Raw genomic sequence first — 25,444 nt, forward strand, 5'->3', positions numbered from 1 at the left:
GCGTTTACATCACCAGACCCATAGGTAGAATGGCGCCCTTCCGTTTCGAGTCAGAGCAGATCACATGGCGTTGCCGACCTTAAGGATCATTGGTTTCATCATCGGCATCTTCCTGATTACCCTCGCTGTCAGCATGGCCGTGCCAATGACGACCCTGGTGATCTTCGAACGCACCGCTGACATGCCGTCGTTCCTCTGGTCCAGCCTGATCACCTTCATCGCCGGCCTGGCCCTGGTGGTCCAGGGCCGCCCCGAACACGTCCACCTGCGCCCGCGCGACATGTACCTGCTGACCGTCAGCAGCTGGCTGGTGGTGTGCGTGTTCGCCGCCCTGCCCTTCCTGCTGACCCAGCACATCAGCTACACCGACGCCTTCTTCGAAAGCATGTCGGGCATCACCGCCACCGGCGCCACCGTGCTCAGCGGGCTCGACAGCATGTCACCCGGGATCCTGATGTGGCGCTCGATGCTGCACTGGCTCGGCGGCATCGGCTTCATCGCCATGGCGGTGGCGATCCTGCCACTGCTGCGCATCGGTGGCATGCGCCTGTTCCAGACCGAATCGTCCGACCGCTCGGAAAAGGTCATGCCCCGCTCGCACATGGTTGCCAAGTCCATCGTCGGGGTCTATGTCGGCTTCTCGATCCTCGCCGCGCTGGCCTTCTGGTGGGCCGGCATGAGCCCGTTCGATGCGATCAACCACGCCATGTCGGCGATCTCCACCGGCGGGTTTTCCACCTCCGACCAGTCGCTGGCGAAATGGGACATCCCCGCCGTGCACTGGGTCGCGGTGGTGGTGATGATCATGGGCAGCCTGCCGTTCACGCTGTACGTGGCGACCCTGCGCGGCAACCGCAAGGCGCTGCTTCGCGACCAGCAGGTACAGGGCCTGCTCGGCATGCTGGTGACCACCTGGCTGGTGCTCGGCACCTGGTACTGGGCCACCACCCAGCTGCACTGGCTCGACGCCCTGCGCCACGTGGCCCTGAATGTCACTTCGGTGGTCACCACTACCGGCTTCGCCCTGGGTGACTACAGCCTGTGGGGCAACTTCTCGTTGATGCTGTTCTTCTACCTGGGCTTCGTCGGTGGCTGCTCCGGCTCGACTGCCGGTGGCATCAAGATCTTCCGCTTCCAGGTCGCCTACATCCTGCTCAAGGCCAGCCTCAACCAGCTGATCCACCCGCGCGCAGTCATCAAGCAGAAGTACAACGGCCACCGCCTCGACGAAGAAATCGTGCGCTCGATCCTGACCTTCTCGTTCTTCTTCGCCATTACCATCTGCGTGATGGCGCTGCTGCTGTCACTGCTGGGGGTGGACTGGATGACCGCCCTGACCGGCGCTGCCGGTACGGTCTCGGGGGTCGGTCCAGGCCTGGGTGAAGTGATCGGCCCGTCAGGCAACTACGCCAGCCTGCCGGACGCTGCCAAGTGGATTCTCGCCAGCGGCATGCTGCTCGGTCGCCTGGAGATCATCACCGTGCTAGTGCTGTGTATGCCAGCGTTCTGGCGTCACTGAGCGTTTCGGCCGGCGCGCCCCGGCGGGCACGGTACTCGCTGGGCGTGGCGCCAAACCAGCGGCGGAACGCCCGGTAGAAGTTGCTGGGGTCGGCAAAGCCCAGCAGGTAGGCGGTTTCCAGCAAGGTCATGCCCGGCTGGGCCAGGTACTGTTCGGCCAGTTCGCGCCGGGTTTCGTCAAGCAATGCCTGGAAGCTGGTGCCCTCTTCCTGCAGGCGCCGCTGCAAGGTGCGCTGCGACAGATGCAGCGCCTGGGCCAGGGTTTCGCGCTTGGGCTCGCCCTGGGGCAGAATGCGGCACAGTACCTGGCGCACGCGGTGGGTGACCCGGGTTTCGGAAAAACGCGCCAGGTATTCCCCGGCAAAACGGTCGTGCAGCACCGCCATGGCTTCGTTGGCGGTGGGCAGCGGTGCCTCCATGTCGGCCCGCTCGAACAGCAGCGCATCGTGCGCCGCGCCGAACACCAGCGGGGCATGGAACGCCAGCTTGTAAGGCTCGACATGCTTGGGTTGCGGCCCCTGCAGCAGCACCCGGCGCGGCTGCACCGGTCGGCCGCTGAGCCATGAGCACAAAGCCAGGCCGCAGGCCAGCGACGCTTCGGCACTGTGCCGGGTGGGTGGCAGATGGTCGCCGTGCACGGCGAGGATCAGCGAATAGCCTTCGGGGTCGGCGACGAAGCTCAGGTCGCAGCTTTCGGCAATGATGCGCTGGTAACGCACCAGGCGCTCGAAACCCTCGGCCAGGGTGCGGCTGGACATCAACGCATAACCTGCCACATGGAACGACGCCGGGCGCACCACCCGCGCCATGTTCAGGCCGATGGCCTCGTTGCCCGACAGTTCCACCGCCAGTTGCCACAAGCGGGTCATGGCGTCCTGCGGGAAGCGCGCATCGGGGTCATCGAGGGCGGCGAAGTCCAGCCCCAGTTGCTTGAACATCGCCCGGCAGTCCAGCCCTTCCAGCTCGAGTGCCTTCACGATCCCAGTTGCCCAGCAGGCTGACGTGGTTCTTTCGCTCATGACAGGCTTCTTATGCAGACCGCTCCTGCGGTGAACCCCAAGGATATTCAATTGGCGCCTATTGTCACTGGAAGGCACCGCCAGTCACTCTAGACTCGAATCAGGCTCCACGCCGTGCATCCTGTCCAAAAGTATCTGCCGGAGCAGTGCCATGAACCGCACAGCGCAGTTTCGCAGTTTTGCCGAGTTCTATCCGTACTACCTGGAGGAGCACAGTAACCCGACCTGCCGCCGCCTGCACTTCGTCGGTACCAGCCTGGTGATCGCCCTGCTGGCCTATACCATCGGCAGTGGCAAATGGGCGTTGCTGCTGGCCGTGCCCGTGTGCGGCTACGGCTTTGCCTGGGTCGGGCATTTCTTTTTCGAAAAGAACCGGCCTGCGACCTTTACCCATCCGCTGTACAGCCTGATCGGGGATTTCGTGATGTTCAGGGATATCCTGCTGGGCAAGATCAGCCTGTAGACGTTTGGGGGCCGCTTTGCGGCCCATCGCGACACAAGGCCGCTCCTACAAGGCCCACGTAAATTCCAGGCTTGCGCGGTCATTGTAGGAGCGGCCTTGTGTCGCGATGGGCTGCAAAGCAGCCCCTGGGCCCTCAAACCCTACGCCGGTTCGCGCACCGCCGCCGCTGCCTGCGCTTCACGCGCCTGCGCCTCGGCCAACCGGAACAGCTCGATCGAGCCATCCCAATGCTCGATCAGCGCCGTGCACGACTCCACCCAATCCCCGCAATTGAGGTACTCCACCTCCCCCACCTGGCGAATCTCGGCATGGTGGATATGCCCACACACCACCCCATGAAAACCACGACGGGTGCACTCGTGGGCAATGGCATCCTCGAAGTCGCTGATGAAGTTAACCGCCCCCTTGACCTTGTGCTTCAGGTAAGCCGACAGCGACCAGTAACCATAACCATAACGGGCCCGCCAATGGTTGAGCCAGCGGTTGAGCACCAGGGTGAATTCATAGGCACGGTCGCCGAGAAACGCCAGCCAGCGGTGGTAACGGGTAATCACATCGAACTGGTCGCCATGGATCACCAGCAGCCGGCGGCCATCGGCGGTCAGGTGCTCGGCCTCGTCCACCAGCTGGATGTTGCCGAGGATCAGCCTGGAATAACGGCGCAGGAATTCGTCATGGTTGCCGGTGACGTAGACCACCTCGGTACCGCGCTTGCTCATGGTCAGCAGGCGGCGCAGCACGTTGGTGTGGGCCTGCGGCCAGTAGATCCCGCCGCGCAGTTTCCAGCCATCGATGATATCGCCCACCAGGTAGATGCGGTCGGCCTGGTAGCCCTTGAGGAACTGCGCCAGGTGTTCGGCCTGGCAATCACGCGTACCCAGGTGCACATCGGAGATCCACAAGGTTCGCACACGCTGCTTGCGCGAGGGACGGGACAGTTCGGCATGGCTCATGGGCAGGCTCCGGCGCAGTTTGCTGGAGACTGGCAGGCGCGGATGACAGTGCCGTGGCAAAAGCGTGACGAGTGATGGACTGCCGGGATTCATGCACAATGTGTGTCTGCCCTGCCAGGACACTCCCATGAGCGGCCCGATCCTCTCGCTGCGCCATTACCGCCACAGCCTGATCGCCCACAGCCACGAACACCCGCAACTGGTGTTCGGCCTGCGCGGCCGCCTGGAGTTCGAAGTCCAGGGGCGTGGCGCCGGGATCGATCGGCAGGGGCTGGTGGTGGTACCGGCGGGTGCCCATCACACCTGCGCCAGCACCGGCGGCAGCGACTGCCTGGTGCTGGATGTGCCCGGGGAGCACTGGTTGTGCGAACAACTGGGCGAGCATGCCGATGCCAGCCGCCGGCTGCTGGACCGCCCCGCCGCCCTGGGCCTGAATGAGCGCCAGCAACAGCTGGTGGACTGGCTGGCGGCCAGCCCGGTGCACGACCCGCTGATTGCCCGGCAAGGCGCGGCGCTGCTGCTGGCCAGCCTCACCTCCACGGCGGCTGCCAGCAGTAGCGCCTGCCAGCGGCTGCCGTATGCGGCGTTCGATGCGCATATCGAGCAGCATGCCGCCTACCCGCTGCAGGTCGCCGACCTGGCACGCATCGCTGGGTTGTCCTGCACCCGCCTGCATGCACGCTTTATTGCCGAATGCGGCATGACGCCGATGGATTACGTGCGCCAGCGGCGCCTGCTCAAGGCGCGGCGGCTGGTGCTGCAGACCTTGTTGCCGATGGGGGAGATTGCGGCGCAGGTGGGGTACGGCTCGCAGAGTGCATTTTCAGCGGCGATGTTGCGCGCGTTTGGTTGCACACCGCTGGCATTGCGGCGAGCGTCTGGCGACAACGCGCACTAGCCTGGCGACAGAACGCGTTCGCCTGAGCCTTTACACTATGGCTGTGCCGGCCTCTTCGCGGGTAAACCCGCTCCCACAGGTACTGCACAGGCTCCGAAAGCGGCGCGATACCTGTGGGAGCGGGTTTACCCGCGAAGAGGCCGGCACTGTCAGCAGAGATCTTGAGCAAGGACCCTCCATGAACCACCGCACCGCCCTCGGCGCCCTGCACATTGGCGCGCTGTTCTTCGGCCTCACCGGCGTCTTCGGCAAGCTGGCCGCCAGCGCCAACCCGGCGATCATCGTGTTCGGCCGCGCTGCCTTCGCCGTGCTCGCCCTGGCCCTGTTCGCCAGCCTGAGCGGCCCGGGCTGGCAACGCCTGAGCGGCGAGGATGGCCGCCGCCTGCTGCTTGGCGGCGTGCTGCTGGCTGGCCACTGGGTGAGTTTTTTCGTCGCCGTGAAAGTCGCTGGCGTGGCCATTGCCACCCTCGGCTTTGCCAGCTTCCCGGCCTTTACCGTGATCTTCGAGGGCCTGCTGTTCCGCGAGCGTATCCGCCGCAACGAAGCCATGCTGGTGCTGCTGGTGAGCATCGGGCTGGTGTTGGTCACCCCAGCGTTCGACCTGGCCAGCCAGGCCACCGACGGCCTGCTCTGGGCACTGCTGTCAGGGCTGCTGTTCGCCTTGCTGTCGCTCACCAACCGCGCCGGCTCCGGGCGCCTGCCGGCGGTGCAGGCGGCGCTGTGGCAGAACCTGGTGGTGGGCCTGTGCCTGCTGCCGTTCGCGGGCCCGCAGTTGGCCAACGTAGCCAGCCGGGACTGGCTGTGGATCGCCCTGCTCGGCATCTTCTGCACCGCTGTCGCCCACAGCCTGTTCGTCGCCAGCCTGGCGGTGATCAAGGCGCGCACTGCCGCCGTGGTGTTCGGCATGGAGCCGGTCTACGGCATTGCGGTGGCCTGGGTGGTGTTCGCCGAAACCCCGACCCTGCGCATGCTGCTGGGCGGCGCGCTGATCATCTTCGCCATCGTGCTGTCCAGCCGCCTGGCCGCCGAGCAGGCACCCCGGCAACGGCCTGCGGCCGAGGGCAACTGATCAGCGATCGTTGTGCCCCAGGTCACGCTGCGGGTCGATCTGGTCACGCACCCGCTGCTTCAATACCTTGGCCTCCGGGAAGCCACCGTCCGCCTTGCGCTCCCAGATCTGCACGCCGTTGCAGGTGATGCGGAAGATCCCCCCGGTGCCCGGCTCCAGCGCCACCCGCCCGAGGTCATCGGCGAAGGTGCTGAGCAGTTCCTGGGCCAGCCAGGCCGCACGCAGCAGCCACTGGCACTGGGTGCAATAGGTGATCACGATTTCGGGTTTGCTGTCGGCCATGGTGCAACGTCTCCAGGTGAGTGGCCGCTTATACTAGCGGTCTTTAGCCCACGGTTTGAGACTCACAATGCGCCGTTTGCTGTTCTGTTTGCTGCTCGCCCTCACCGCCTTCACGGTTGGCGCTGCCGAACCGGCCAGGCCCAAGGTTGGCCTGGTGCTGTCGGGTGGCGCAGCCCGCGGCCTGGCCCACATCGGTGTGCTCAAGGCCCTGGAGGAACAGGGCGTGCGCATCGACGCCATCGCCGGCACCAGCATGGGCGCAGTGATCGGCGGCCTGTACGCCTCGGGCTACAGTGTCGAAGAGCTGGAAAAGCTCGCCACCACCCTCGACTGGCAACAGGCGCTGTCCGATGCCCCGCCGCGCAAGGACGTGCCGTTCCGGCGCAAACAGGATGACCGCGACTTCCTGGTGAAGCAGAAACTCAGCTTTCGCGACGATGGCAGCCTGGGACTGCCATTGGGCGTGATCCAGGGCCAGAACCTGTCCTTGCTGCTGGAAAGCAAGCTGGCACACACCGCCGACACCCGCGACTTCGACAAGCTGCCGATTCCTTTCCGGGCAGTGGCCACCGACATTGCCAGTGGCGAAAAAGTGGTGTTCAGCCGTGGCCACCTGCCCCAGGTGATCCGCGCCAGCATGTCGATCCCGGCGGTGTTCGCCCCGGTCGAACTGGACGGCCGGCTGCTGGTGGACGGCGGCATGGTCGACAACATCCCCGTGGACGTGGCCCGCGAAATGGGCGTGGACCTGGCCATCGTGGTCGACATCGGCACCCCGCTGCGTGACCGCAAGCAACTGGCCACGGTGGTCGACGTGCTCAACCAGTCGATCACCCTGATGACCCGACGCAACTCGGACGAACAGCTGGCCAGCCTGCACCGCGACGACATCCTCGTCCAGCCACCACTGAGCGCCTTCGGGGTTACCGATTTCGGTCGCGCCCGGGAGATGATCGACGCCGGCTACCGCGCTACCCGCCTGCTCGCCCCTCGCCTGGCCGCCCTGCGCCAGCCCGAGGGCGACAGCAGCCTGGCGGTGGCCCGCTCGCCGCGCCAGCGCACACCAATCATCAGCGCGATCAGGATCGAGAACGACTCCAAGGTCAGCGACGAGGTCATCCGTTCGTACATCCGCCAGCCAATCGATGCGCCGCTGGAACTGGACCGGCTGCAGACCGACATGGGCACGCTGTATGGCCTGGACTACTTCGACCGGGTGCAATATCGCGTGGTCCACAAGGGCGACGACAACACCCTGGTGATCAACGCCCGGGGCCGACGCGGAGGCACCGACTACCTGCGCCTGGGCCTCAACCTGTCGGACGACCTGCGCGGCGACAGCGCCTTCAACCTCGGCGCCAGCTACCGGGTCAACGGCATCAACAGCCTCGGTGCCGAATGGCTGACGCGTGGCCAGATCGGCGACCAGCAGGAACTCTATAGCGAGTTCTACCAGCCGCTGGACGTGGGCTCGCGCTATTTCATCGCGCCGTACCTGGACTTCAATTCGCAGAACATCGAAGCGACCCTGGACAACGACCCCGTCGCCGAGTACCGCCTGGAACGTTACGGCTTTGGCCTCAACGTGGGCCGGCAGATCGGCACCAACGGCGAGGTGCGCCTGGGCGTGGGCAAGGCCTGGGGCGAGGCGCAGGTGCGCATTGGCGACCAGGACTTGCCCAAGGTCAGTTTCAACGAAGGCTTCTACGAGCTGAAGTACTCGTTCGACACCCTCGACAACGTGTACTTCCCGCATCGCGGCGAGGATATCGGCCTGACCTTGCGCAAGTACGACAAGTCGCTGGATTCCGACCAGGATTACCGGCAGTGGCTGATCAACCTGGACAAGGCCATCAGCAGCGGGCCGAACACCTTCGTGCTGGGTGGGCGCTACGGGCGCACGCTGGACGCTACCGAAGTGGTCACGTCGAGCTTCGTGCTGGGTGGGGCGAGAGAGCTGTCCGGCTTCCGCCAGGACTCGGTGTCCGGGCAGAACATGAGCCTGCTGCGCATGGTCTATTATCGCCGCCTGACGCCACGGGCCTACCTGCCGCTGGACTTCCCGTTGTACCTCGGCGGGTCACTGGAACGTGGGCGGGCGTGGAACAACGACAACGCGTTCGACAGCGGCTACATCAACGCGGCAAGCATCTTCCTGGGGCTGGAGACGCCGTTGGGGCCGTTGAATTTCACCTACGGCGCCAACAGCGCGCATGAGCAGGCGGTGTACCTGAACCTGGGGCATACCTTCTGAACCGTCGGGGCTGCCTTGCAGCCCATCGCGACACAAGGCCGCTCCTACAGGAGTTCGCGATCCCTGTAGGAGCGGCCTTGTGTCGCGATGGGCCGCAAAGCGGCCCCAGGGCCCCTCAGGATTTCTCCAGGTTGGCCAGGATCCTGGCATGCACCCGCATGCACACCTGCAGGTCCGCCTCATCCACCCCGGTGAACAGCTCCACCCGCAGCTGGTTGGCAATGGTCTCGATCTGGTCGATCAGCGGCTTGGCCGGCGGGCACAGCACGATCTTCTTCGCTCGCCGGTCCTCCAGCACCGCCTGCCGGCGCACCAGCCCCTGCGCCTCCAGGCTGTCGAGCAGGCGCGCCAGGGTCGGGCCTTCGACACCCACGCTCTGGGCCAGCTCGCGCTGGGTCGGGGCCTCTTCGAAACGGGCCAGGTGCAGCAACACCAGCCAACGCGCCTGGGACAGGTTGAGCCCGGCCAGGCGGCGGTCCAGCTCGGCACGCCAACCCCGGGACATCTGGGCCAGCTGCATGCCGAAGCGGTGTTGATTGTCGGTCAAGGGCATAAGCAACTCATTGAACAGATCTAATTATTAGGCAGCTAACCATGGCCCGCTCCACGAGGCAAGGCTCGGGCCCTGGTGACTGGCCGATTATCGTGCAAAAACATGACAAAGGTCAGTAGAGGGCACTGCCGTCGAGCCTGGCGCCGGTCACAGCTCGAACTCCGCCGCCAGTGCCGCCCGTACGCAATACAGCACGCCTTCGGGCACGCGGCCACCGAACAACGGCGCAACGGCCGACACCGGTGGCAGCTCGCCCTCGCCGTCGAGGAAGGCATCCTGCACCTCCATCATCAGGTCTTCCGGCAGGTCCAGGGCCTGTTCCAGGCTCAGCTCCTGGCGGCCAAGTGCCTCGGCCAGCAGGCTGTAGACGTTCTTTTCGCTGCAATCGAGCTGCCCGGCGATCTGCGCCGGGGTCATGCCGGCGCGGGCCAGGCTGACCAGTTCGTGGCGCAGGTCGAGCACCACTTTCGGCGCCTCGTCGGTGCCGCCGCTGTTGTTCAGCACTTCGAGGAAGGCCTGGCCATAACGCTCCAGCTTGCGCGCCCCCACGCCGCTGACCTGGGCCATGTCGCTGAGGCTGACCGGCTGGCTGCGCAACATCTCCAGCAGCGTCGAATCGGGGAAGATGACGTAGGGCGGCACGCTGTGTTCCTCGGCCAGCTTGCGCCGCAAGGTGCGCAGCGCCTCCCACAGTTCGCGCTCCTCGGCACGCACCAGTTGGCTGGCCGGGCTGCCACCGCCGGACGACGAAGTCCTGGCGCTGGTCTGCGGCTTGAGGTCGCGGCGCAGCTGCAAGGTCACTTCGCCACGCAGCAGCGGCCGGCAGCTGTCGGACAGGCGCAGGCCGCCATAGCCTTCCAGGTCGATATCGACCAGGCCACGCGCCACCAACTGGCGGAACAGCGAACGCCATTCGACCTCGGCCAGGCCCTTGCCGACGCCAAACACCGAGAGCTTCTCATGGCCGAAATTGCGTACCTTCTCGGTGTCCTTGCCCAGCAGCACGTCGACCAGGTGGCCGACACCGTAGCGCTGTCCGGTGCGGAACACTGCCGACAGCGCCTGGCGAGCCGGCTCGGTGGCGTCCCAGGTCTGCACCTGGTCGACACAGTTGTCGCAGTGCCCGCACGGCTGTTCGAGGGTTTCATCGAAATAGGCCAGCAGTGCCTGGCGCCGGCAGCGGGTTTCTTCGCACAGCGCCAGCATGGCGTCGAGCTTGTGCTGCTCGATGCGCTTGTGGCGCTCGTCGCCTTCGGAGTTCTGCAGCATCTGCTTGAGCATCACCATGTCCTGCAGGCCGTAGGCCATCCAGGCATCGGACGGCAGGCCGTCACGCCCGGCACGGCCGGTCTCCTGGTAGTACGCCTCCAGCGACTTGGGCAGGTCGAGGTGGGCGACGAAGCGCACGTTGGGCTTGTCGATACCCATGCCGAAGGCAATGGTGGCGACCATGATCAGCCCCTCCTCGTTGAGGAACCGGTGCTGGTTGGCCGCGCGCGTCTCGGCAGGCAGGCCAGCGTGATAAGGCAGCGCCGGGAAGCCCTGGTCGCAGAGGAAGGCGGCGGTTTCGTCGACCTTCTTGCGCGACAGGCAATAGACGATGCCGGCGTTGCCACGGCGTTCGCCGAGGAAGGCCATCAGCTGCTTGCGCGGCGCCTCCTTGGGCACGATGCGGTAGAAGATGTTGGGCCGGTCGAAGCTCGACAGGAAGCGCTCGGCACCTTGCAGGTGCAGGCGCTGCACGATCTCTTCGCGGGTGCGCATGTCGGCCGTGGCGGTGAGGGCGATGCGCGGCACATGCGGGAACAGCTCGGCCAGCTGGCCAAGTTGCAGGTACTCGGGGCGGAAGTCGTGCCCCCATTGCGACACGCAGTGGGCTTCGTCGATGGCGAACAAGGCGATGTCCAGGTCGCGCAGGAAGTCGAGCATGCGTGGTTGCACCAGGCGCTCCGGCGCCAGGTACAGCATTTTCACTTCGCCGCGGCGCAGGCGCCCGGCCAGTTCACGCTGCTGCTCCGGGGTCAGCGTGGAGTTCAGGGCGGCGGCCGGCACCCCCAGTTCATCGAGCGTGGCAACCTGGTCGTCCATCAGCGCGATCAGCGGCGAGACCACCACCGTCAGGCCCGGACGCAGCAAACCCGGTACCTGGAAACACAACGACTTGCCGCCACCGGTGGGCATCAGCACCAGGGCATCGCCGCCATTGGCCACGCAGTCGATGATCGCTGCCTGGCGCCCGCGGAAACTGTCGTAGCCGAAGACGTCCTTGAGAACGCGCTGAGCCTGTTCGAGCATGTGCAACTCCACAAATCGCCGTACCATCCTGGACACAGGCTGGACGAAAAACCCGCCCCGCACACGCCAAATGCGTAAGCGGTTTTTGCCAGGCAGCCGGCAAAACCTGCCCCTGGATGAAAAATCGCGGAGTATACCGCAGCACTGCACCGCGCAGGGCACACGGTGATAGACGTTCCCTTTCCCCCGCCGCCGCCGCAAGGTGCTAGAATTCGTTATCGTTTATTCCCAAGGTAGCCCCGTAATGTCCTTCGCCGAGCAACTGACCCGCCTGCAAACCTTCCTCGACGCCGACGAGCTGCACGAAGAAGCGCTGGACTACGTCGCCGCCCACGGCTACCTCACCGCCTTGTCGATCAACGCTGAGGAGGTGCCGGAGCGCGAGTGGATCGACGCCCTGTTCGCCGAAGAACCGCATTACGCCAGCGAGGCCCAGCGCACCGAAATCGAAGCCACCCTGGTGGCGCTCAAGGCGCACATCGCCCGCCAGCTGGCCAGTGACGACGAGTTCGAGCTGCCGTGCGAACTCGACCTGACCGACGAGCCGGACGATTCCGACCTGCGCGGCTGGTGCATCGGCTTCATGGAAGGCGTGTTCCTGCGTGAAGAGGCCTGGTTCGAGAACGCCGAAGAAGAAGTCAGCGAGATGCTGCTGCCGATCATGGTCGGCTCGGGCCTGTTCGACGAGCAGCCAGAGTTCGCCGACATCGCCAGCAACCCCAACCTGCAGGACGACATGATCGTACAGATCCCTGAAGCGCTGACGGCGCTGTTCCTGCTGCTGCACGCACCTGACGAAAAGCCGGCGCTGCTCAAGCCTCGCCACCACTGAGTCGCCTGTGCGCTACGTGCTGCTGGCCACCGGCTGGCTCAGCGTCGCGCTGGGGGTGTTGGGGATCTTCCTGCCGGTATTGCCGACCACCCCATTCCTGCTTCTGGCGGCGGCCTGCTTTGCCCGCAGCTCGCCGCGCTTTCACCACTGGCTGGTCCACCACCCCAAGCTCGGGCCGTGGATTCGCGACTACCTCAGTGGTGAAGGCATTCCCCTCAAGGGCAAGCTCTACGCCATCGGCCTGATGTGGGCCAGTATCGGCCTGTCATGCTACCTGGTCCCCCTGTTCTGGGCTCGCAGCTTCATGCTGGCCAGCGCCGTATTGGTCAGCCTGTACATCCTCAGCCAGAAGACCCTCCGCAAGCCGAAGTGACAATATTTTGTCGCCAAATATCAATTTCGCCTAGCGGCTGTTTTATTTATCCGAAATCATTCTGGAACCCGCGCAAAGCCCCGTATTTACTGGCTTTAACGCCTTGCCTCGGCGCCTTGAAACGTGCACGTACACCTGTTTTTTAGATTGAACAGGCCTTACATGGCTTTTTGATATGAATAAATCTTCTTATTTATCATGATGAATGTACTTAGCTGTGTCGTTAAAAACCTGCAACACTATGTCCGATAACTTTTTCGTCATTTTTTTGGCGAGCAGCAGGATCAATTCCAGGATCAGGGAGATGTACCATGCGCGTTTTGAACCCCATCACCAGTGCGTTACTGTTGGCCCTGGCGAGTGCCAACGTACAGGCGATGTCGATCACCGAGGCTGTCCAAAACGCCGTGGACTACCATCCGCAAATCAGCTCCAACCGCAACAGCAAGCTGTCGGCCGATGAAGATGTGAAATTTGCGCGTGGTGGCTACTACCCTTCCGTGGATCTGGTCGCTGGCTATGGCCGCCAGCGTTCGGACAACACCAGCACCCGTGCCCAGGGCAACCACAACAAGGAAACCCTCAACTACACCCAGTCCGAGCTGCGCCTGCGGCAGATGATCTTCGACGGCTTCAACACTTCCAATGAAGTCGGCCGCACCGAAGCGGTCTCGACCTCTCGCGCCTACTACACCCAGGCCGTAGCGCAGGATGTTGCCCTGCGTGCAGTCGAGGTGTACCTGGAAGTGCTCAAGCGCCGTGAGCTGGTCACCCTGGCCAAGAACAACCTGCAAGCCCACCTGCGGGTCAACGACCAGATCGGCCTGCGCAACGAACGCGGTGTCGGCAGCACCGCCGACCTCGACCAGTCCCGCGCACGTCGCGCCCTGGCGGAAAACAACCTGGACACCGCGGAAGTCGACCTGGCCGACGCCGAGGCCAACTTCTTCAGCGTGGTCGGGCGCATGCCGGACGAGCTGGAAGCCCCGCCGTCGATCAAGGTGGCAATGCCCGCCAACCTCGAGGAAGCACGCGAGGGCATGCGCCAGAACAACCCGTACATCAAGTCGGCTCAGGCAGATGTCAACGCTGCCGAGAAGCAGTACGAAGTGGCCAAGTCGACCTTCTACCCACGCTTCGACGCCATCCTGGCCACCGGTGCCAACAACAACACCGGCGGCGAAAAAGGCCACAACAACAACGACTGGCAGGCCGGCGTGGAGATGAACTACAACCTGTTCCGCGGCGGCAGCGACAAGGCTCGCCTGCAGTCCGACGCGCACAAGATCAACCAGGCCCTGGACATCCGCAACAACGCCCTGCGTGAGCTGACCGAGAACCTGAGCCTGGCGTGGAACGCCATGAACAACGCCAGCAAGCAGCTGCCGACCGCACGTGAATACGCCGAAACGACCAAGCGCGTGCGTGCCGCCTACCAGGACCAGTTCGGCCTGGGCCAGCGTACCCTGCTGGACGTACTGGACAGTGAAAACGAGCTGTACAATGCCGACCGCCGCTACACCGAAGTGCGTTATACCGAGGAATTCTCGCGTTACCGCGTGCTGGCGACCATGGGCGAGCTGTTGAGCAAGCAACGCATTTCGCTGCCGCCGGAGGCGCTGGCTTCTACCGAAGTGACCACCGAGGCGCGTTTGCCCGAGATGCGTTGATCGGTTTGCGATTGCCGGGGCCGCTTTGCGGCCCCCAGTTTCACTCGGTACCGTGGTTACGCTGGTATGTCTCGACACCCATGGCCTTGATCTGCCCCTCGATCAACGCCTCGAACGGCGCCAGCAGCGCGTCGAAGCAGGCCGGCTGTTCCAGCGCATTCAATGCCCCCACCACCGCCTCGATGGTCGACAACGCCCCCGCCTCCGGCGCCTTGCGCAACCGATAGCGCGACGGCGCAACAGCCCCCAGCGTCACCCTCGGCAACGCCTCCAGCAGCGGGTTCAGGTACAACAGCTTGCGCGCCTTGCGCCAGGTACCGTCAGGCACGATCAGCAGCAAGGGTTCGTCGTGCGCCTGGTCATAAGGCGCCGGCACCTGGGCCTGATCGCCCGGGAACAACAGCGCCGGCCGATAGCCGGGCGTGGCCAGCAGCGCGTGCAGGTCATCGAACACCTCGCCGACCCGTAACTCGGCATTGGTCAGGCCTAGGGCAGCCAGGCGGGCGGTGTTGAGCGCATGGTTGGTTTCACTGCGGTGCTGCAGCAGGACGACGCGGGTGCGGCTGTCGAGTGCCGGGATCAGTGGGCAGAGGCAATGGTCGAACGGGCGCTGGCAGCGCTCGCAGCGGGGTCTGGGCATGGGGTTCTCCTTGGCCGGAGCAGTTTGCCACAAACCCGGGGCCGGCAAAGCGGCCCCGGCCAGCTCAGCGGTTGAAGCGCTCGGCCAGGCTGTGCAGGTACTCGGCCATGCGCTCCAGGTCCTGGCTGATTTCCGCGCCTTGCCTGGCCTGCCCGGCGCTCTCGTCGCACAGGTGAGCAATCCTCACGATCTGCTGATTGATGTCCTCGGCGACATGGCTTTGTTGCTCCGACGCAGTCGCCATCTGCTGGCTCATGCCAGTGATCCGGCTGACCGCCTGGGCAATACCGCTCAACGCTGCCTGCACCGCCTCGACACTGTGCACGCTGTCGCGGGAAATCTGTTCGCCACGGCTGGCAGTGCTCACCGCCCGCTCGGCCCCGGCACGCAACGAGGCGATGATCTGGTGGATCTCCTCGGTCGACGCGCGGGTACGCTGGGCCAGCGAACGCACTTCATCCGCCACCACGGCAAAGCCACGCCCCTGCTCGCCGGCGCGGGCCGCCTCGATGGCCGCATTGAGCGCCAGCAGGTTGGTCTGCTCGGCGATCGAGGTAATCACATCGACCACGCTGCCGATCGACTGGGTCTGTTCGGCCAGAGCATTGACCGCCTGGCCGATGTCGTTCACCGCATCGCTCATGCTGCCCATGGCCTTCAAGCTCTGCAGCGCCAGCTCGCTGCCCTGCTGCGCCAGCTGGTCTGCATCGCCGGCGGCATGGGCCGTGCTCTGCACGTTGTGGGTGACTTGCTGGATGGTCGCCGCCATCTGCGCGATGGCGGTGGCGGACTGGTCGGTCTCGTTGCGCTGACGGTCGAGCATCTGCGCCTGGGCATCGGACAGGCCAGCCGACTGCGCGGCTCGCGACTTCACCCCGACGCCGGCGTCGACCAGGCGGGTCAGGGCGGTTTGCAGGCGCGCTTCCTCGCTGATGATGGCCAGGTCGAGCTGGCCCTGCAGGCCTGGATTGTCGCTGTAGGTCAGCGCCACCAGCGGGCTGGTGAAGGCCTTGGGGTGTTCGGCCAAAGTACGGCGAATGGCCTGGTTCTGGCGCAGCTCGACCAGGTACCAGGCCAGCAGCAGGCTGGCCATCAGCACGCCCAGCGCGGCATAAGGCGGCAGCCACAGGTAGCCTGCCGCCGACAGCAGGCCAGCACCGATCAACGGCCAGCCGTGGCCCAGCCCATGCCCCAGCCGGGCCGCCCACGGCACCGGCGCACGGCCGGCCCGCAAGCGTGCATACAACGCTTCGGCGCGGCGGATCTGCTCGCGCGTGGGCACCGAGCGCACCGACTCGTAGCCACTGATGCGGCCCTGCTCGTAGATCGCCGTGACATACGCGCTGACCCAGTAGAAATCGCCGTTCTTCGCCCGGTTCTTGACCACGCCCATCCACGGCTTGCCCTGCTTGATGGTGTCCCACATATGGCCGAACACTGCCGGCGGCATGTCTGGGTGACGCACCAGGTTATGCGGTTGGCCGACCAGCTCGTCATAGGTGAAACCGCTGATCGCCACGAAGGCGTCGTTGCAATAGGTGATGCGGCTGTTGAGGTCGGTGGTGGAAATCAGGCGTTGATCGCTGGAGAAAGTTCTTTCGAGCTCAGTGACGGGCAAATTCATGCGCATCTTGGGCGATCCTTGCAGGATAATTTAGTGGGAAAATCATCAGCGCAAGTTGATATGTAGCAGAGCGCTATCAGTTTAGCGGCCTGCATCTGCAGGAAATTAGGGCATCCCGACGGAATGTTATGAACGCCGTGTTTATCAGCCCACGTTGAGCTGGCTTTTCAACAGGTCGCGGAAGGTCTGGATCAACGGCTCGCGGCTGCGCCCGCGGCGGATGATCAACGAAAACGGCGCCTGGTAGCCGAAGGTGGCAGGCGACAGCACGCGCAGGTCACCCTTGTCGACCCAAGCCTGGGCATAGTGCTCGGGCAGGTAGCCGATGTAGGCCCCGGAAAGAATCAGGATCAGCTGCGCTTCCATGCTCTCCACCGTCGCCGCGCTGTGCTTGAAGCCATGCCGGGCCAGCTCGGCCTGGCTCCAGTAGCCGCGCCCGACCATGCGTTGCTGGGTCACCACCTGCTCGGGGATTCGCCGCTCGCCATACAGCGGGTGGCGGCTGCTGCAGTACAACCAGTGCTGTTCGCGGTACAGCGGTTGATACAGCAGCCCGCTCATGCGCGAGGAAAACGCCCCGATGGCCAGGTCCAGGCGGTTGTCCTGCACGCCCAGCTGCAGTTCGTAAGGGCTGGACACCGACAGGTGCAGGTGCACCGCCGGGTGTTCCTGGCTGTAGGCACCGATAGCTTCGGCCAGTGGCAAGGCGCGGTCGCCGACGGTGGAGTCGATCACGCCAAGGTTGAGCGTGCCGCGCAATTCGCCCTTGAGGGCAGCGGCGTACTGTTCGAAACCGTCCAGCTCGGCCAGCAGGCGCAGGGTTTCCTGGTGGAACAGCTCGCCCTTGCTGGTGAGGCTGAAGCCGCCACGGCCCCGGTGGCACAGGACGATGCCCAAGGCGCCTTCCAGCTGGCTCATGTAGGTACTGATGGCCGAGGTCGACAGGTTCAGCTCGCGCTGGGCGTTGGCGAAACCCTGGTGGCGCACCACGCTGACGAAGATGCGCAGCAGTTTCAGGTCGGGCAAGGTCGAGGCCATGGGGCAGCAGTTCCACAACAGTGTTTTCGCGCAGTCTAACCGCTGCGCCCGCGTTTAGTTCAGAAATTCCTGAACTAAGTATTTGCCGGCAGCGATTTGTCCCCGACAGTACCTTCAGCAGACTTGGCCGAAATGTCCCTGCCCGCCGTCAAGCAACAGGCGTGCGGCGGCACAGGTTCGAACAAACAGAACAATCGACCGACTGATGAGGCCCACCGTGGACAAGATTCTCCACCAACCACTGGGCGGCAACGAAATGCCGCGTTTCGGCGGCATCGCCACCATGCTTCGCCTTCCCCACCTGCAGAGTGCCCAAGGCCTGGACGCCGCTTTCATCGGCGTCCCCTTGGACATCGGTACTTCGCTGCGCTCCGGCACCCGCTTCGGCCCACGGCAGATCCGCGCCGAATCGGTGATGATCCGCCCGTACAACATGGCTACCGGGGCTGCCCCGTTCGACTCGCTGTCGGTGGCCGACATCGGTGACGTGGCGATCAACACCTTCAACCTGCTGGACGCCGTGCGCATCATCGAAGAAGCGTATGACGAGATCCTCGAACACGACATCATCCCGCTGACCCTGGGCGGCGACCACACCATCACCCTGCCGATCCTGCGTGCGCTGCACAAGAAGCACGGCAAGATCGGCCTGGTGCACATCGACGCCCACGCCGACGTCAACGACCACATGTTCGGCGAAAAGATCGCCCACGGCACCACCTTCCGCCGGGCCGTGGAAGAAGGCCTGCTCGATTGCGAGCGTGTGGTGCAGATCGGCCTGCGCGCCCAGGGCTACACCGCCGATGATTTCAACTGGAGCCGTCGCCAGGGCTTTCGCGTGGTCCAGGCCGAAGAGTGCTGGCACAAGTCGCTGGTACCGCTGATGGCCGAAGTGCGGGAAAAGGTCGGCGGTGGCCCGGTGTACCTGTCGTTCGACATCGACGGCATCGACCCGGCCTGGGCGCCTGGCACCGGCACCCCGGAAATCGGCGGCTTGACCACCATCCAGGCGATGGAGATCATTCGCGGCTGCCACGGCCTGGACCTGATCGGTTGTGACCTGGTCGAAGTCTCCCCGCCTTACGACACCACCGGCAACACCTCGCTGCTCGGTGCCAACCTGCTGTTCGAGATGCTCTGCGTGCTACCGGGCGTTGTCCGCCGGTAAACGACGGCCCTTGGTAGGAGCGGCCTTGTGTCGCGCCTACCAAAAGCGCCCGCAGTAGTTGCTACACCCCCGGCAGGAGCCATGAGGGAGGGCCACTGAGGCCCGCCAACACACGACAGGACCGCCGGGCGCCGTGAACCCGCCCGGGTGGTCGATCTCGCCATAATAAAGATAATCGGGAGACCCCCAATGGCCTTGGACATCATTGTTGTAATGATCTACACCGCCGGCATGCTCGGGCTTGGCTGGTATGGCATGCGCCGCGCGAAAACCCACGAAGACTACTTGGTTGCCGGGCGCAACCTCGGCCCGGTGCTGTACATGGGTACCATGGCCACCACCGTGCTCGGTGGCGCCTCCACCGTTGGCACCGTACGCCTGGGCTATGTGCACGGCATTTCCGGCTTCTGGCTGTGTGCCGCCCTGGGCCTGGGTATCATCGCGCTGAACCTGTTCCTGGCCAAACCCCTGCTGCGCCTGCGCATCTTCACCGTGACCCAGGTGCTGGAACAGCGCTACAACCCCACTGCACGCCAGGCCAGCGCGGTGATCATGCTGGCTTATGCGCTGATGATCGGCGTGACCTCGACCTTGGCCATGGCCACCGTGTTGCAAGTGCTGCTGGACCTGCCGTTCTGGGCCTCGCTGCTGCTCGGCGGCGGTGTGGTGGTGCTGTATTCCACCATCGGCGGCATGTGGTCGCTGACCCTGACCGACATCGTGCAGTTCGTGATCAAGACCGTCGGCCTGATGTTCATCCTGCTGCCGGTGTGCCTGTACAAGGCCGGTGGCTGGGACACCCTGGTGGCCAAGCTGCCGGCGGCCAGCTTCCAGCTGACCACCATTGGCTGGGACACCATCATCACCTACTTCCTGATCTACTTCTTCGGCATCCTCATCGGCCAGGACATCTGGCAGCGGGTATTCACTGCCCGTGACGAGAAGGTCTGCCAGCGTGCCGGCACCACCGCGGGTGTGTACTGCGTGCTGTACGGCCTGGCCTGCGCCACCATCGGCATGGCCGCGCATGTGCTGATGCCTGACCTGGCCAACCCGAACAACGCCTTTGCCGAAATGATCAAGACCACCCTGCCCGATGGCATCCGTGGCTTGCTGATGGCGGCAGCGCTGGCGGCGATGATGTCCACCGCGAGTGCCGGCCTGCTGGCCGCGTCGACCACCCTGACCGAAGACTTGCTGCCCAAGCTGCGTGGCGGCAAACAATCGAGCCTGGCCGTCAGCCGCCTGTTCACCCTGCTCACCGGCCTGGTGGTGCTGGGCATCGCGCTGGTGGTGAACGACGTGATCAGCGCCCTGACCCTGGCCTACAACCTGCTGGTCGGCGGCATGCTGATCCCGCTGATCGGGGCGATCTTCTGGAAGCGCGCGACCACCGCCGGGGCCATCGCCAGCATGTCGCTGGGCTTTGCCACCGCGTTGCTGTTCATGTTCCTGGACGGCCTGGAGGCCAACACCCCGATCTACTACAGCCTGGTGGTTGGCCTGGTGAGCTTCGTGCTGGTGAGCCTGCTGTCGCGCAAAGCAGTGACGGCGGTGAAGCTGGCCTGATCGACCGCCTGTACCGGCCCTGGCGTCGGGACAGGCGTTATCCATGGAGCAGATACAAGAAGGCCGCTGCACCCACCCAGGTGCAGCGGCCTTTGTCTGTATCAGCGACGACGCGGTTGGCGCTTGCGCTGCTCTTCATCAGTCGGGATCGGTACCGGCTGCAGGGGTGGCGGGATCAGCCCCAAGGCGACAGCCAGGTCGTGGAGCCAGTTGGACAGTGGTTTATTCATAATGCCCCCTTGACGGGTCAGCCTCACGGCAATTCAATCCTGCGATGTTTCATACAGATCATAGCCCCATGTTCTGTATAACGCATGCCTCTGTGCCTACAGATACGGGCCATTTTGATACGGATCAAGCCGTAACGGGGCATTCCGACGACTGGTTAATCGTTTCGCTTTGTTGCAAGTCGATCCACGCCTGCAAATTCGCCCCGCGCATGCCCTGGCGCCACATCAACCAGGTGACCGCCTGATCGAACGGCGCCTGCAAGCGGTGCACTCGCACCCGGTCACGCCCGGGCAGGCTATCAAGCATCGACTGGGCCATCAGCGCCACCCCCGCACCGGCGATCACGCAGGACAGCATGCTTTGGTACGACTCGATCTCCATCACCCGGCCCATCGGCGTATGGGCATGGGCATACCAGGCCTCCAGGCGCATACGGTACGAACAGCCCTGGCGGAAGGTGAACACCGCCTTGCTCGCCACGTCCCGGGCCGTGTGCACCGGCGGGTGCTCGGGGCTGGTGATCAGCACCAGTTGCTCGTCGCACAGCGGCACGCCATCCAGCCCGGCCAGGCTTGGAGGGCCATCTACCAGCGCGGCGTCCAGGCTGTGGTTGAGCAGGCCCTCCAGCAGCTCGCCACTGGGCGCCGCACGCACCTGCAGGTTCACCGCTGGATAGGCCTGGTGATAACGCGCCAAGAGCCCCGGCAGATGCGTCGCCGCCGTGCTGTACATGGTCCCCAGCACAAAATCCCCGGCTGGCTGGCCGCCGCGCACGGCAGCCTGGGCCTCGTCGCGCAAGGCGGCCAGACGCTGGGCGTAGTCCAGCAGCACCTTGCCCGCTGGCGACAGCTGCAGGCGCTGGCGTTCACGCAGGAACAGCTCGACACCCAGGTGTTCTTCAAGCTGGCGCAAGCGCGTCGACAGGTTCGACGGCACGCGGTGCAGGCGCTCTGCGGCGCGGGTGAGCGAGCCCTCCTCGGCCACGGCCTGGAAGATACGCAGCTGGTTGAATTCCACGGCATTCTCCAAAACAGAACAACTTTATCATCATTATTCAATTTTATTGAAAATTAAACCGCCCTAACCTGCCGGTCATCGCTTCCACCGTGCAGGAGACCTGTGATGTCGCCACTCATTCAACTGCTGGCCAGCGCCGTGGCGCTGATGATGGCCATGGGCATTGGCCGTTTCGCCCTGACCCCGCAGCTGCCGCAGCTGATCGCCGAGGGTCAGTTCGACCTGACGGCGGCCGGGCTGGTGGCCGCGGCCAACTACCTGGGCTACTTCCTCGGCGCGCTCGATGCGATGTTCGCCCGCGCGCCTGGCCAGGTGCGCCTGCGCCTGCAGGGTGGGCTGTGGCTGTGCGTGGTACTGACCCTGGCCTCGTCGGCTGCCGACGGCTTCTACGGTCACCTGCTGCTGCGCTTCGGTACGGGCGTGGCCAGCGCCTGGGTGCTGGTGATGATCACCAGCCTCAGCCAGCAACTGGCTAATGCCCATAACCGCCAGCGCCTGGGTGCGCTGGTATTCGCCGGGCCCGGCCTGGGCATCGCGCTGACCGGCTTGCTGGCACTGCTGGCACATCGGCTGGGGCTGGGCTCGGCAGCGCTGTGGCTGATCTATGCCATGGCGGCACTGCTGATGCTGCTGGCGATCAGGCCCTGGCTACCCCAGGCACTGCAGGCAGCGCCCGCACCGCCTGTGCAGCAGGGCCGGCAACGGCGTGTCGGTATCGGCCGCCTGGGGCTGGTGTATGCCCTGTATGGCGTGGGTTACATCCTGCCGGCCACCTTCCTGTCGCAAATGGCCAGCCAGCAGTTTCACGGGCAGTGGCTGGCCGACCTGTTCTGGCCGGCGTTCGGCCTGGCGGCGGCGCTGGGTGTGCTGCTGGTGAGCCTGCGCCGCGGCGGGCGTACTTCGACCTGGTTGACCGTCACCCTGTGGTTGCAAGGGTTGGGTGTGCTGGCCTGCCTGATTGGCGGGGGTGTCGGGCTGGCCTTGGGCGTGGTGCTGTGTGGCGCGCCATTCCTGGCTTGCATGCAGTTGGTGATGCAACGTTCGCGAGAGCTGGCGCCGCACGCGACACAGCGCAATGCCGGGTTGCTGACGGCGTGCTTTGCCCTGGGGCAGTTGAGCGGGCCGCTGCTGGCGGCGCTGAGCAGCCATTACAGTGGCGGGCTGCAACCCGCGCTGATGCTGGCGGCGGCTGGGCTGGTGGTGGCCGGTGGACTAGTGCAACTGGCGGGTAATGCACAGCAGGACAATGCCTGCCAGGCCAGGATCACATCCTGATAGCTGTTACCGTACTGGCCTGTTCGTTTCATCTGCGAACAGGCCGGCAACGGCGCCAAATCAACCGACAAACCGCCGCAGTTGCTGTTTCACCCACGGCTCGGCACTCACCAGGACCACTCCCAGCAGCACCATCAACGCCCCGATCACGAAGTTCATGCTCAACGGCTCATCCAGCAGCAGCACGCCAAAGGTGACCCCGAACAGCGGGGTAATGAACGAAAATACCGCCAGGTTCGACGCCAGGTATTTGCGCAGCAACCAGAACCATGTCAGGTAACTGATGAACGACACCACGATGCCCTGGAACAGCACGCTGCCGATTGCCAGCGGGGTCAATACCACCGCACCGATCTGCCCGCTGAGCAAGGCAATCAGCAGCAGCCCGGCAAAGCCCACCGCCAGTTGGTAGAACAGGGTCAGGGTGGCGGGCGCTTCCGACAGCCGCGAGCAGCGCACCACCACGGTGGTCGCCCCCCAGGCCAGGCCGGCAATCACGCCAAAGGCATCCCCCAGCAAGGTACGGCCATCCATCTGCTCGAACGACATGCCGCCGGCGAATGCCGTGGCGATGCCGCCGAAAGCCAACAGAATGCCCAGCCATTGCAGCAACCGCAGGCGTTCGCTGGGCAGGCGGAAATGCAGGCCCAAGGCAGTGAACACCGGCGCGGTATAGAGGAACACCGACATGTGCGCCGCCGAAGTCAGCTTCAGCCCTTCGGCAATGAACAGAAACTCGAGGCCGAACAAGCCACCTGCCAACACCCCGGCACGCCAGGTACCGCCGAGTTGGCCCCAACCGCCGCGCCAGCACAGCATCAGCCCTACCAGCACGGCGGCAATACCGTTGCGCAGCGCCGCCTGCATCACCGGCGCGATATCGACAGCGGCGGTCTTGATCAGCACCTGCTGGCAGCCCCAGATCAGGCACAGCCCCAGCATCACCTGCAAGGCAAAGGCGTCGGGGTTCTTGCGGACCGCGCTCATCGGCGGGCCTTCGGGGTAATCATGGGCATGGGCAAGGGCTCGGCAGTGTTCGGAAGCTACCGATTATCGGGTTTCCAGGGCTGCCCTTGCCAGCCTCAAAACGACCTCAGGCAATCTGCGCCTTCGCCGACACCTGTTCGAAGGTGGTTTCGTCCAGCGCATCCTCCTGCTCGTCCAGCACCTGGCGCGGGTGCTCGAAGCCAGGGATGCTGCTGTCGATCAGGCTCATCAGCCGCGAACCGCGTTCGGTCAGCACGAAGTTCTCACCGTTGCCGCCATCCTCTTCGGGGCGGCTTTCGATGTAGCCACGTTCGAACAGCAGCTTTTCGTATTCGCAGGCACGGGTTTTACGGTGGTCCAGGTCGCCCACCGGCTCTCCCTTGGCGGCCAGTGCCGCAGCGTGCTGCTCGGCATAAGGGCGTGGCGTGAAGCTGTGACCGGCGCCGTTCTGCACCTCGTGCAGCAAGCGTTCGATCAGGTCCCAGTCGTAGGCGATGCTCATGGCTATGGGCTCCTGCTGTGGACGGAAGGGGTACACAAGGTGGGACCCGTCGGTGAGCCGTGGTGTTCCGAAGATCTTGGCGCGGTGATGTGCCAACCCTGAAGCCGCTGATACGGAAACAGGCAGAAACCGTTTGCCGTATAGCCATCTGTAGTTTATAAACTACATTAACTCGATGAAGAAAATCGAATCCAGCAGTTTCAGACATTGGGTGACGGGTCTCCGAGACGTTAATGCCAGGACCCGAATCATTTCTCGGATCAACCGGTTGATGGAGGGCCTGCCTGGCGACGTATCACCGGTCGGCCACGGCGTCAGTGAGCTCAGGGTTCACTATGGGCCTGGCTACCGGGTGTACTTCCATCAGGCTGGCAGCACGTTTGTCATTCTGCTTTGCGGCGGCGACAAAGGCAGCCAACAGCGAGACATCAAGACAGCCCACCAGATTCTGCGTTCGTGGAGGATGCAAAATGACTGAAACCTTCTCTGAATTCGACCCCGCCCAGTACCTCACTACCCCTGAAGCGATCGCGCAGTTCATGACCGACGCACTCGAGACCGGGGATGCCGGCTATGTCGCCAAGGCTGTAGGCGTGGTGGCTCGTGCAAAAGGCATGAGCGAGCTGGCGAAAGAAACCGGCCTGTCGCGCGAGCAGCTCTATCGGTCCTTCAGTGAGCATGGCAACCCGACTCTGAAATCATTTCTGACTGTGATGAAGGCGCTGGGCATAGACATGACGGCGCAGCCTCACCTCGCGGGCCATCGGTCAAGGCCGTTGAACTAACGGCAAGGCCCATGCCTCCACCGGGCATCACCACCGCCGGAGGTATAAAGGATGAAACCGCTGCTGCCCATTGCCTGCGCCATAGCCCTGTTCTGCGCCCTGCCCGTCTGGGCCTGCACGCCGGAGGAAGCGACGCAGAAACGTGAAGAGCTGGCCGGGTTGGTTACCCAGCTGACCGAGCAGAATCCGCAGAAGGCCAAGGAGATCAATGACGAGCTGCAAAGAATGGAGCTTGGAACGGCGAGCAAGGACTTGCCCGACAAGTGTCAGCTGATCGACAAGCGGATCAAGGAGCTGAAAGCGGCAGAGAACAAGGCTGACTGACCACTTGCCGCCGGCGTGCGCCCTATAGGAGCGGCCTGGCGTCGCGAAAGGGCCGCAAAGCGGCCCCCGGATGGATGCGTCAGTGTGGGAATCTTGGGGCTGCTG

The 25,444-nt window shown here is 64.4% G+C and carries 26 protein-coding genes; 14 read left to right on the top strand and 12 right to left on the bottom strand.

Annotated elements, in window-relative coordinates; translation table 11 throughout:
* Positions 1-64 precede the first annotated feature (64 nt).
* Positions 65-1,519: a TrkH family potassium uptake protein gene (locus tag HU763_RS17490; RefSeq protein WP_170031266.1), complete on the top strand. Its 1,455-nt coding sequence runs from the start codon at positions 65-67 to the stop codon at positions 1,517-1,519.
* Here the strand turns inward: HU763_RS17490 and HU763_RS17495 are convergent.
* Entirely contained in the window at positions 1,476-2,537 is a 1,062-nt protein-coding gene (locus HU763_RS17495; protein WP_186688574.1) for an AraC family transcriptional regulator, read from the bottom strand. The genes HU763_RS17490 and HU763_RS17495 overlap by 44 nt on opposite strands.
* A 151-nt stretch (positions 2,538-2,688) precedes the next feature.
* On the opposite strand from HU763_RS17495, the gene HU763_RS17500 reads away from it, so the two are divergent.
* Complete coding sequence (locus HU763_RS17500; RefSeq protein ID WP_186688572.1) at positions 2,689-3,000, top strand: Mpo1-like protein; 312 nt, start codon at positions 2,689-2,691, stop codon at positions 2,998-3,000.
* 140 nt (positions 3,001-3,140) lie between these two features.
* On the opposite strand, the gene HU763_RS17505 is transcribed toward HU763_RS17500, so the two are convergent.
* Positions 3,141-3,953 (bottom strand): UDP-2,3-diacylglucosamine diphosphatase, encoded by an 813-nt coding sequence (locus tag HU763_RS17505; RefSeq protein WP_186688570.1) that lies wholly within the window; start codon positions 3,951-3,953, stop codon positions 3,141-3,143.
* A gap of 127 nt (positions 3,954-4,080) precedes the next feature.
* Between HU763_RS17505 and HU763_RS17510 the strand changes: the two genes are divergently transcribed.
* Both HU763_RS17510 and HU763_RS17515 read left to right on the top strand, forming a co-directional pair.
* Positions 4,081-4,851, top strand: a complete 771-nt coding sequence (locus HU763_RS17510) for a helix-turn-helix transcriptional regulator (protein ID WP_186688568.1) — start codon at positions 4,081-4,083, stop codon at positions 4,849-4,851.
* A gap of 178 nt (positions 4,852-5,029) precedes the next feature.
* Positions 5,030-5,920, top strand: a complete 891-nt coding sequence (locus tag HU763_RS17515) for a DMT family transporter (RefSeq protein ID WP_186688566.1) — start codon at positions 5,030-5,032, stop codon at positions 5,918-5,920.
* On the opposite strand, the gene HU763_RS17520 is transcribed toward HU763_RS17515, so the two are convergent.
* Positions 5,921-6,202, bottom strand: coding sequence for an Rdx family protein (locus HU763_RS17520; protein ID WP_003259082.1), 282 nt, complete (start codon positions 6,200-6,202; stop codon positions 5,921-5,923).
* A gap of 67 nt (positions 6,203-6,269) precedes the next feature.
* Between HU763_RS17520 and HU763_RS17525 the strand changes: the two genes are divergently transcribed.
* Positions 6,270-8,456 carry a patatin-like phospholipase family protein gene (locus tag HU763_RS17525; protein WP_186688563.1) on the top strand — a complete coding sequence of 729 codons (2,187 nt, stop codon included), beginning with the start codon at positions 6,270-6,272 and terminating at the stop codon, positions 8,454-8,456.
* Between the two features lie 115 nt (positions 8,457-8,571).
* Here the strand turns inward: HU763_RS17525 and HU763_RS17530 are convergent, their stop codons facing one another.
* Both HU763_RS17530 and recQ read right to left on the bottom strand, forming a co-directional pair.
* Positions 8,572-9,009 (bottom strand): MarR family transcriptional regulator, encoded by a 438-nt coding sequence (locus HU763_RS17530; protein ID WP_170031279.1) that lies wholly within the window; start codon positions 9,007-9,009, stop codon positions 8,572-8,574.
* A 147-nt stretch (positions 9,010-9,156) separates the two neighbouring features.
* Positions 9,157-11,304 (bottom strand): DNA helicase RecQ, encoded by a 2,148-nt coding sequence (gene recQ, locus HU763_RS17535; RefSeq protein WP_186688560.1) that lies wholly within the window; start codon positions 11,302-11,304, stop codon positions 9,157-9,159.
* 244 nt (positions 11,305-11,548) lie between these two features.
* Here recQ and HU763_RS17540 point away from each other — a divergent pair, with 244 nt between their 5' ends.
* The 3 genes from HU763_RS17540 to HU763_RS17550 all read left to right on the top strand — a co-directional run bounded on the left by HU763_RS17540 (position 11,549) and on the right by HU763_RS17550 (position 14,179).
* Positions 11,549-12,136, top strand: a complete 588-nt coding sequence (locus HU763_RS17540; RefSeq protein WP_186688557.1) for a YecA/YgfB family protein — start codon at positions 11,549-11,551, stop codon at positions 12,134-12,136.
* A 7-nt stretch (positions 12,137-12,143) separates the two neighbouring features.
* Entirely contained in the window at positions 12,144-12,509 is a 366-nt protein-coding gene (locus tag HU763_RS17545) for a YbaN family protein (protein ID WP_186688555.1), read from the top strand.
* A 311-nt stretch (positions 12,510-12,820) separates the two neighbouring features.
* Entirely contained in the window at positions 12,821-14,179 is a 1,359-nt protein-coding gene (locus HU763_RS17550) for a TolC family outer membrane protein (protein WP_170031287.1), read from the top strand.
* Between the two features lie 40 nt (positions 14,180-14,219).
* On the opposite strand, the gene HU763_RS17555 is transcribed toward HU763_RS17550, so the two are convergent.
* From HU763_RS17555 to HU763_RS17565, 3 genes are all read right to left on the bottom strand, one after another.
* Positions 14,220-14,819, bottom strand: a complete 600-nt coding sequence (locus HU763_RS17555) for a tRNA-uridine aminocarboxypropyltransferase (protein WP_186688552.1) — start codon at positions 14,817-14,819, stop codon at positions 14,220-14,222.
* A gap of 64 nt (positions 14,820-14,883) precedes the next feature.
* On the bottom strand, positions 14,884-16,449 hold the full coding sequence (locus tag HU763_RS17560) for a methyl-accepting chemotaxis protein (RefSeq protein ID WP_186688549.1): 1,566 nt from the start codon (positions 16,447-16,449) through the stop codon (positions 14,884-14,886).
* Positions 16,450-16,587: 138 nt separating this feature from the next.
* Entirely contained in the window at positions 16,588-17,481 is an 894-nt protein-coding gene (locus HU763_RS17565) for a LysR family transcriptional regulator (protein WP_186676283.1), read from the bottom strand.
* 217 nt (positions 17,482-17,698) lie between these two features.
* Here HU763_RS17565 and speB point away from each other — a divergent pair, with 217 nt between their 5' ends.
* Positions 17,699-18,649 carry an agmatinase gene (gene speB, locus HU763_RS17570; protein WP_186688547.1) on the top strand — a complete coding sequence of 317 codons (951 nt, stop codon included), beginning with the start codon at positions 17,699-17,701 and terminating at the stop codon, positions 18,647-18,649.
* A 189-nt stretch (positions 18,650-18,838) separates the two neighbouring features.
* Positions 18,839-20,218, top strand: a complete 1,380-nt coding sequence (locus tag HU763_RS17575) for a sodium:solute symporter family protein (RefSeq protein ID WP_170031295.1) — start codon at positions 18,839-18,841, stop codon at positions 20,216-20,218.
* A gap of 101 nt (positions 20,219-20,319) precedes the next feature.
* On the opposite strand, the gene HU763_RS24860 is transcribed toward HU763_RS17575, so the two are convergent.
* Both HU763_RS24860 and ptrR read right to left on the bottom strand, forming a co-directional pair.
* Positions 20,320-20,448: a PA1414 family protein gene (locus tag HU763_RS24860; RefSeq protein ID WP_009683677.1), complete on the bottom strand. Its 129-nt coding sequence runs from the start codon at positions 20,446-20,448 to the stop codon at positions 20,320-20,322.
* A 124-nt stretch (positions 20,449-20,572) separates the two neighbouring features.
* Positions 20,573-21,466: a putrescine utilization regulator PtrR gene (ptrR, locus tag HU763_RS17580; protein ID WP_186688545.1), complete on the bottom strand. Its 894-nt coding sequence runs from the start codon at positions 21,464-21,466 to the stop codon at positions 20,573-20,575.
* Between the two features lie 105 nt (positions 21,467-21,571).
* Between ptrR and HU763_RS17585 the strand changes: the two genes are divergently transcribed.
* On the top strand, positions 21,572-22,741 hold the full coding sequence (locus HU763_RS17585; protein WP_186688543.1) for an MFS transporter: 1,170 nt from the start codon (positions 21,572-21,574) through the stop codon (positions 22,739-22,741).
* A 60-nt stretch (positions 22,742-22,801) separates the two neighbouring features.
* Here the strand turns inward: HU763_RS17585 and HU763_RS17590 are convergent, their stop codons facing one another.
* Both HU763_RS17590 and HU763_RS17595 read right to left on the bottom strand, forming a co-directional pair.
* A complete protein-coding gene (locus HU763_RS17590; protein WP_186688541.1) occupies positions 22,802-23,728 on the bottom strand; it encodes a DMT family transporter in 927 nt (308 codons plus the stop codon).
* 106 nt (positions 23,729-23,834) lie between these two features.
* Entirely contained in the window at positions 23,835-24,230 is a 396-nt protein-coding gene (locus HU763_RS17595) for a transcriptional regulator (RefSeq protein WP_186688539.1), read from the bottom strand.
* Positions 24,231-24,405: 175 nt separating this feature from the next.
* On the opposite strand from HU763_RS17595, the gene HU763_RS17600 reads away from it, so the two are divergent.
* Genes HU763_RS17600 through HU763_RS17610 form a run of 3 tightly spaced genes read left to right on the top strand, consistent with a single transcriptional unit; the run spans position 24,406 to position 25,339 of the window.
* Positions 24,406-24,708 carry a type II toxin-antitoxin system RelE/ParE family toxin gene (locus HU763_RS17600; protein WP_186688536.1) on the top strand — a complete coding sequence of 101 codons (303 nt, stop codon included), beginning with the start codon at positions 24,406-24,408 and terminating at the stop codon, positions 24,706-24,708.
* Positions 24,701-25,015, top strand: a complete 315-nt coding sequence (locus HU763_RS17605; RefSeq protein ID WP_186688533.1) for an addiction module antidote protein — start codon at positions 24,701-24,703, stop codon at positions 25,013-25,015. Before HU763_RS17600 ends, HU763_RS17605 begins: the two co-directional genes overlap by 8 nt.
* A 51-nt stretch (positions 25,016-25,066) precedes the next feature.
* Entirely contained in the window at positions 25,067-25,339 is a 273-nt protein-coding gene (locus HU763_RS17610; protein ID WP_186688530.1) for a hypothetical protein, read from the top strand.
* Positions 25,340-25,444: the final 105 nt, after the last annotated feature.

Origin of the sequence: Pseudomonas anuradhapurensis (assembly GCF_014269225.2) — a bacterium.
In the GTDB taxonomy this organism is placed as follows: Bacteria; Pseudomonadota; Gammaproteobacteria; order Pseudomonadales; family Pseudomonadaceae; genus Aquipseudomonas; species Aquipseudomonas anuradhapurensis.

Coding starts and splice junctions, on each gene's coding strand:
- HU763_RS17540 (WP_186688557.1), top strand. CDS start 11,549: ATGTCCTTCGCCGAGCAACTGACCCGCCTGCAAACCTTCCTCGACGCC.
- HU763_RS24860 (WP_009683677.1), bottom strand. CDS start 20,448: ATGAATAAACCACTGTCCAACTGGCTCCACGACCTGGCTGTCGCCTTG.
- HU763_RS17590 (WP_186688541.1), bottom strand. CDS start 23,728: ATGAGCGCGGTCCGCAAGAACCCCGACGCCTTTGCCTTGCAGGTGATG.
- HU763_RS17520 (WP_003259082.1), bottom strand. CDS start 6,202: ATGGCCGACAGCAAACCCGAAATCGTGATCACCTATTGCACCCAGTGC.
- HU763_RS17585 (WP_186688543.1), top strand. CDS start 21,572: ATGTCGCCACTCATTCAACTGCTGGCCAGCGCCGTGGCGCTGATGATG.
- HU763_RS17530 (WP_170031279.1), bottom strand. CDS start 9,009: ATGCCCTTGACCGACAATCAACACCGCTTCGGCATGCAGCTGGCCCAG.
- HU763_RS17505 (WP_186688570.1), bottom strand. CDS start 3,953: ATGAGCCATGCCGAACTGTCCCGTCCCTCGCGCAAGCAGCGTGTGCGA.
- HU763_RS17510 (WP_186688568.1), top strand. CDS start 4,081: ATGAGCGGCCCGATCCTCTCGCTGCGCCATTACCGCCACAGCCTGATC.
- HU763_RS17565 (WP_186676283.1), bottom strand. CDS start 17,481: ATGGCCTCGACCTTGCCCGACCTGAAACTGCTGCGCATCTTCGTCAGC.
- HU763_RS17550 (WP_170031287.1), top strand. CDS start 12,821: ATGCGCGTTTTGAACCCCATCACCAGTGCGTTACTGTTGGCCCTGGCG.
- HU763_RS17595 (WP_186688539.1), bottom strand. CDS start 24,230: ATGAGCATCGCCTACGACTGGGACCTGATCGAACGCTTGCTGCACGAG.
- HU763_RS17515 (WP_186688566.1), top strand. CDS start 5,030: ATGAACCACCGCACCGCCCTCGGCGCCCTGCACATTGGCGCGCTGTTC.
- HU763_RS17495 (WP_186688574.1), bottom strand. CDS start 2,537: ATGAGCGAAAGAACCACGTCAGCCTGCTGGGCAACTGGGATCGTGAAG.
- HU763_RS17500 (WP_186688572.1), top strand. CDS start 2,689: ATGAACCGCACAGCGCAGTTTCGCAGTTTTGCCGAGTTCTATCCGTAC.
- HU763_RS17575 (WP_170031295.1), top strand. CDS start 18,839: ATGGCCTTGGACATCATTGTTGTAATGATCTACACCGCCGGCATGCTC.
- recQ (WP_186688560.1), bottom strand. CDS start 11,304: ATGCTCGAACAGGCTCAGCGCGTTCTCAAGGACGTCTTCGGCTACGAC.
- HU763_RS17555 (WP_186688552.1), bottom strand. CDS start 14,819: ATGCCCAGACCCCGCTGCGAGCGCTGCCAGCGCCCGTTCGACCATTGC.
- HU763_RS17490 (WP_170031266.1), top strand. CDS start 65: ATGGCGTTGCCGACCTTAAGGATCATTGGTTTCATCATCGGCATCTTC.
- HU763_RS17610 (WP_186688530.1), top strand. CDS start 25,067: ATGAAACCGCTGCTGCCCATTGCCTGCGCCATAGCCCTGTTCTGCGCC.
- HU763_RS17605 (WP_186688533.1), top strand. CDS start 24,701: ATGACTGAAACCTTCTCTGAATTCGACCCCGCCCAGTACCTCACTACC.
- HU763_RS17600 (WP_186688536.1), top strand. CDS start 24,406: ATGAAGAAAATCGAATCCAGCAGTTTCAGACATTGGGTGACGGGTCTC.
- HU763_RS17525 (WP_186688563.1), top strand. CDS start 6,270: ATGCGCCGTTTGCTGTTCTGTTTGCTGCTCGCCCTCACCGCCTTCACG.
- HU763_RS17560 (WP_186688549.1), bottom strand. CDS start 16,449: ATGCGCATGAATTTGCCCGTCACTGAGCTCGAAAGAACTTTCTCCAGC.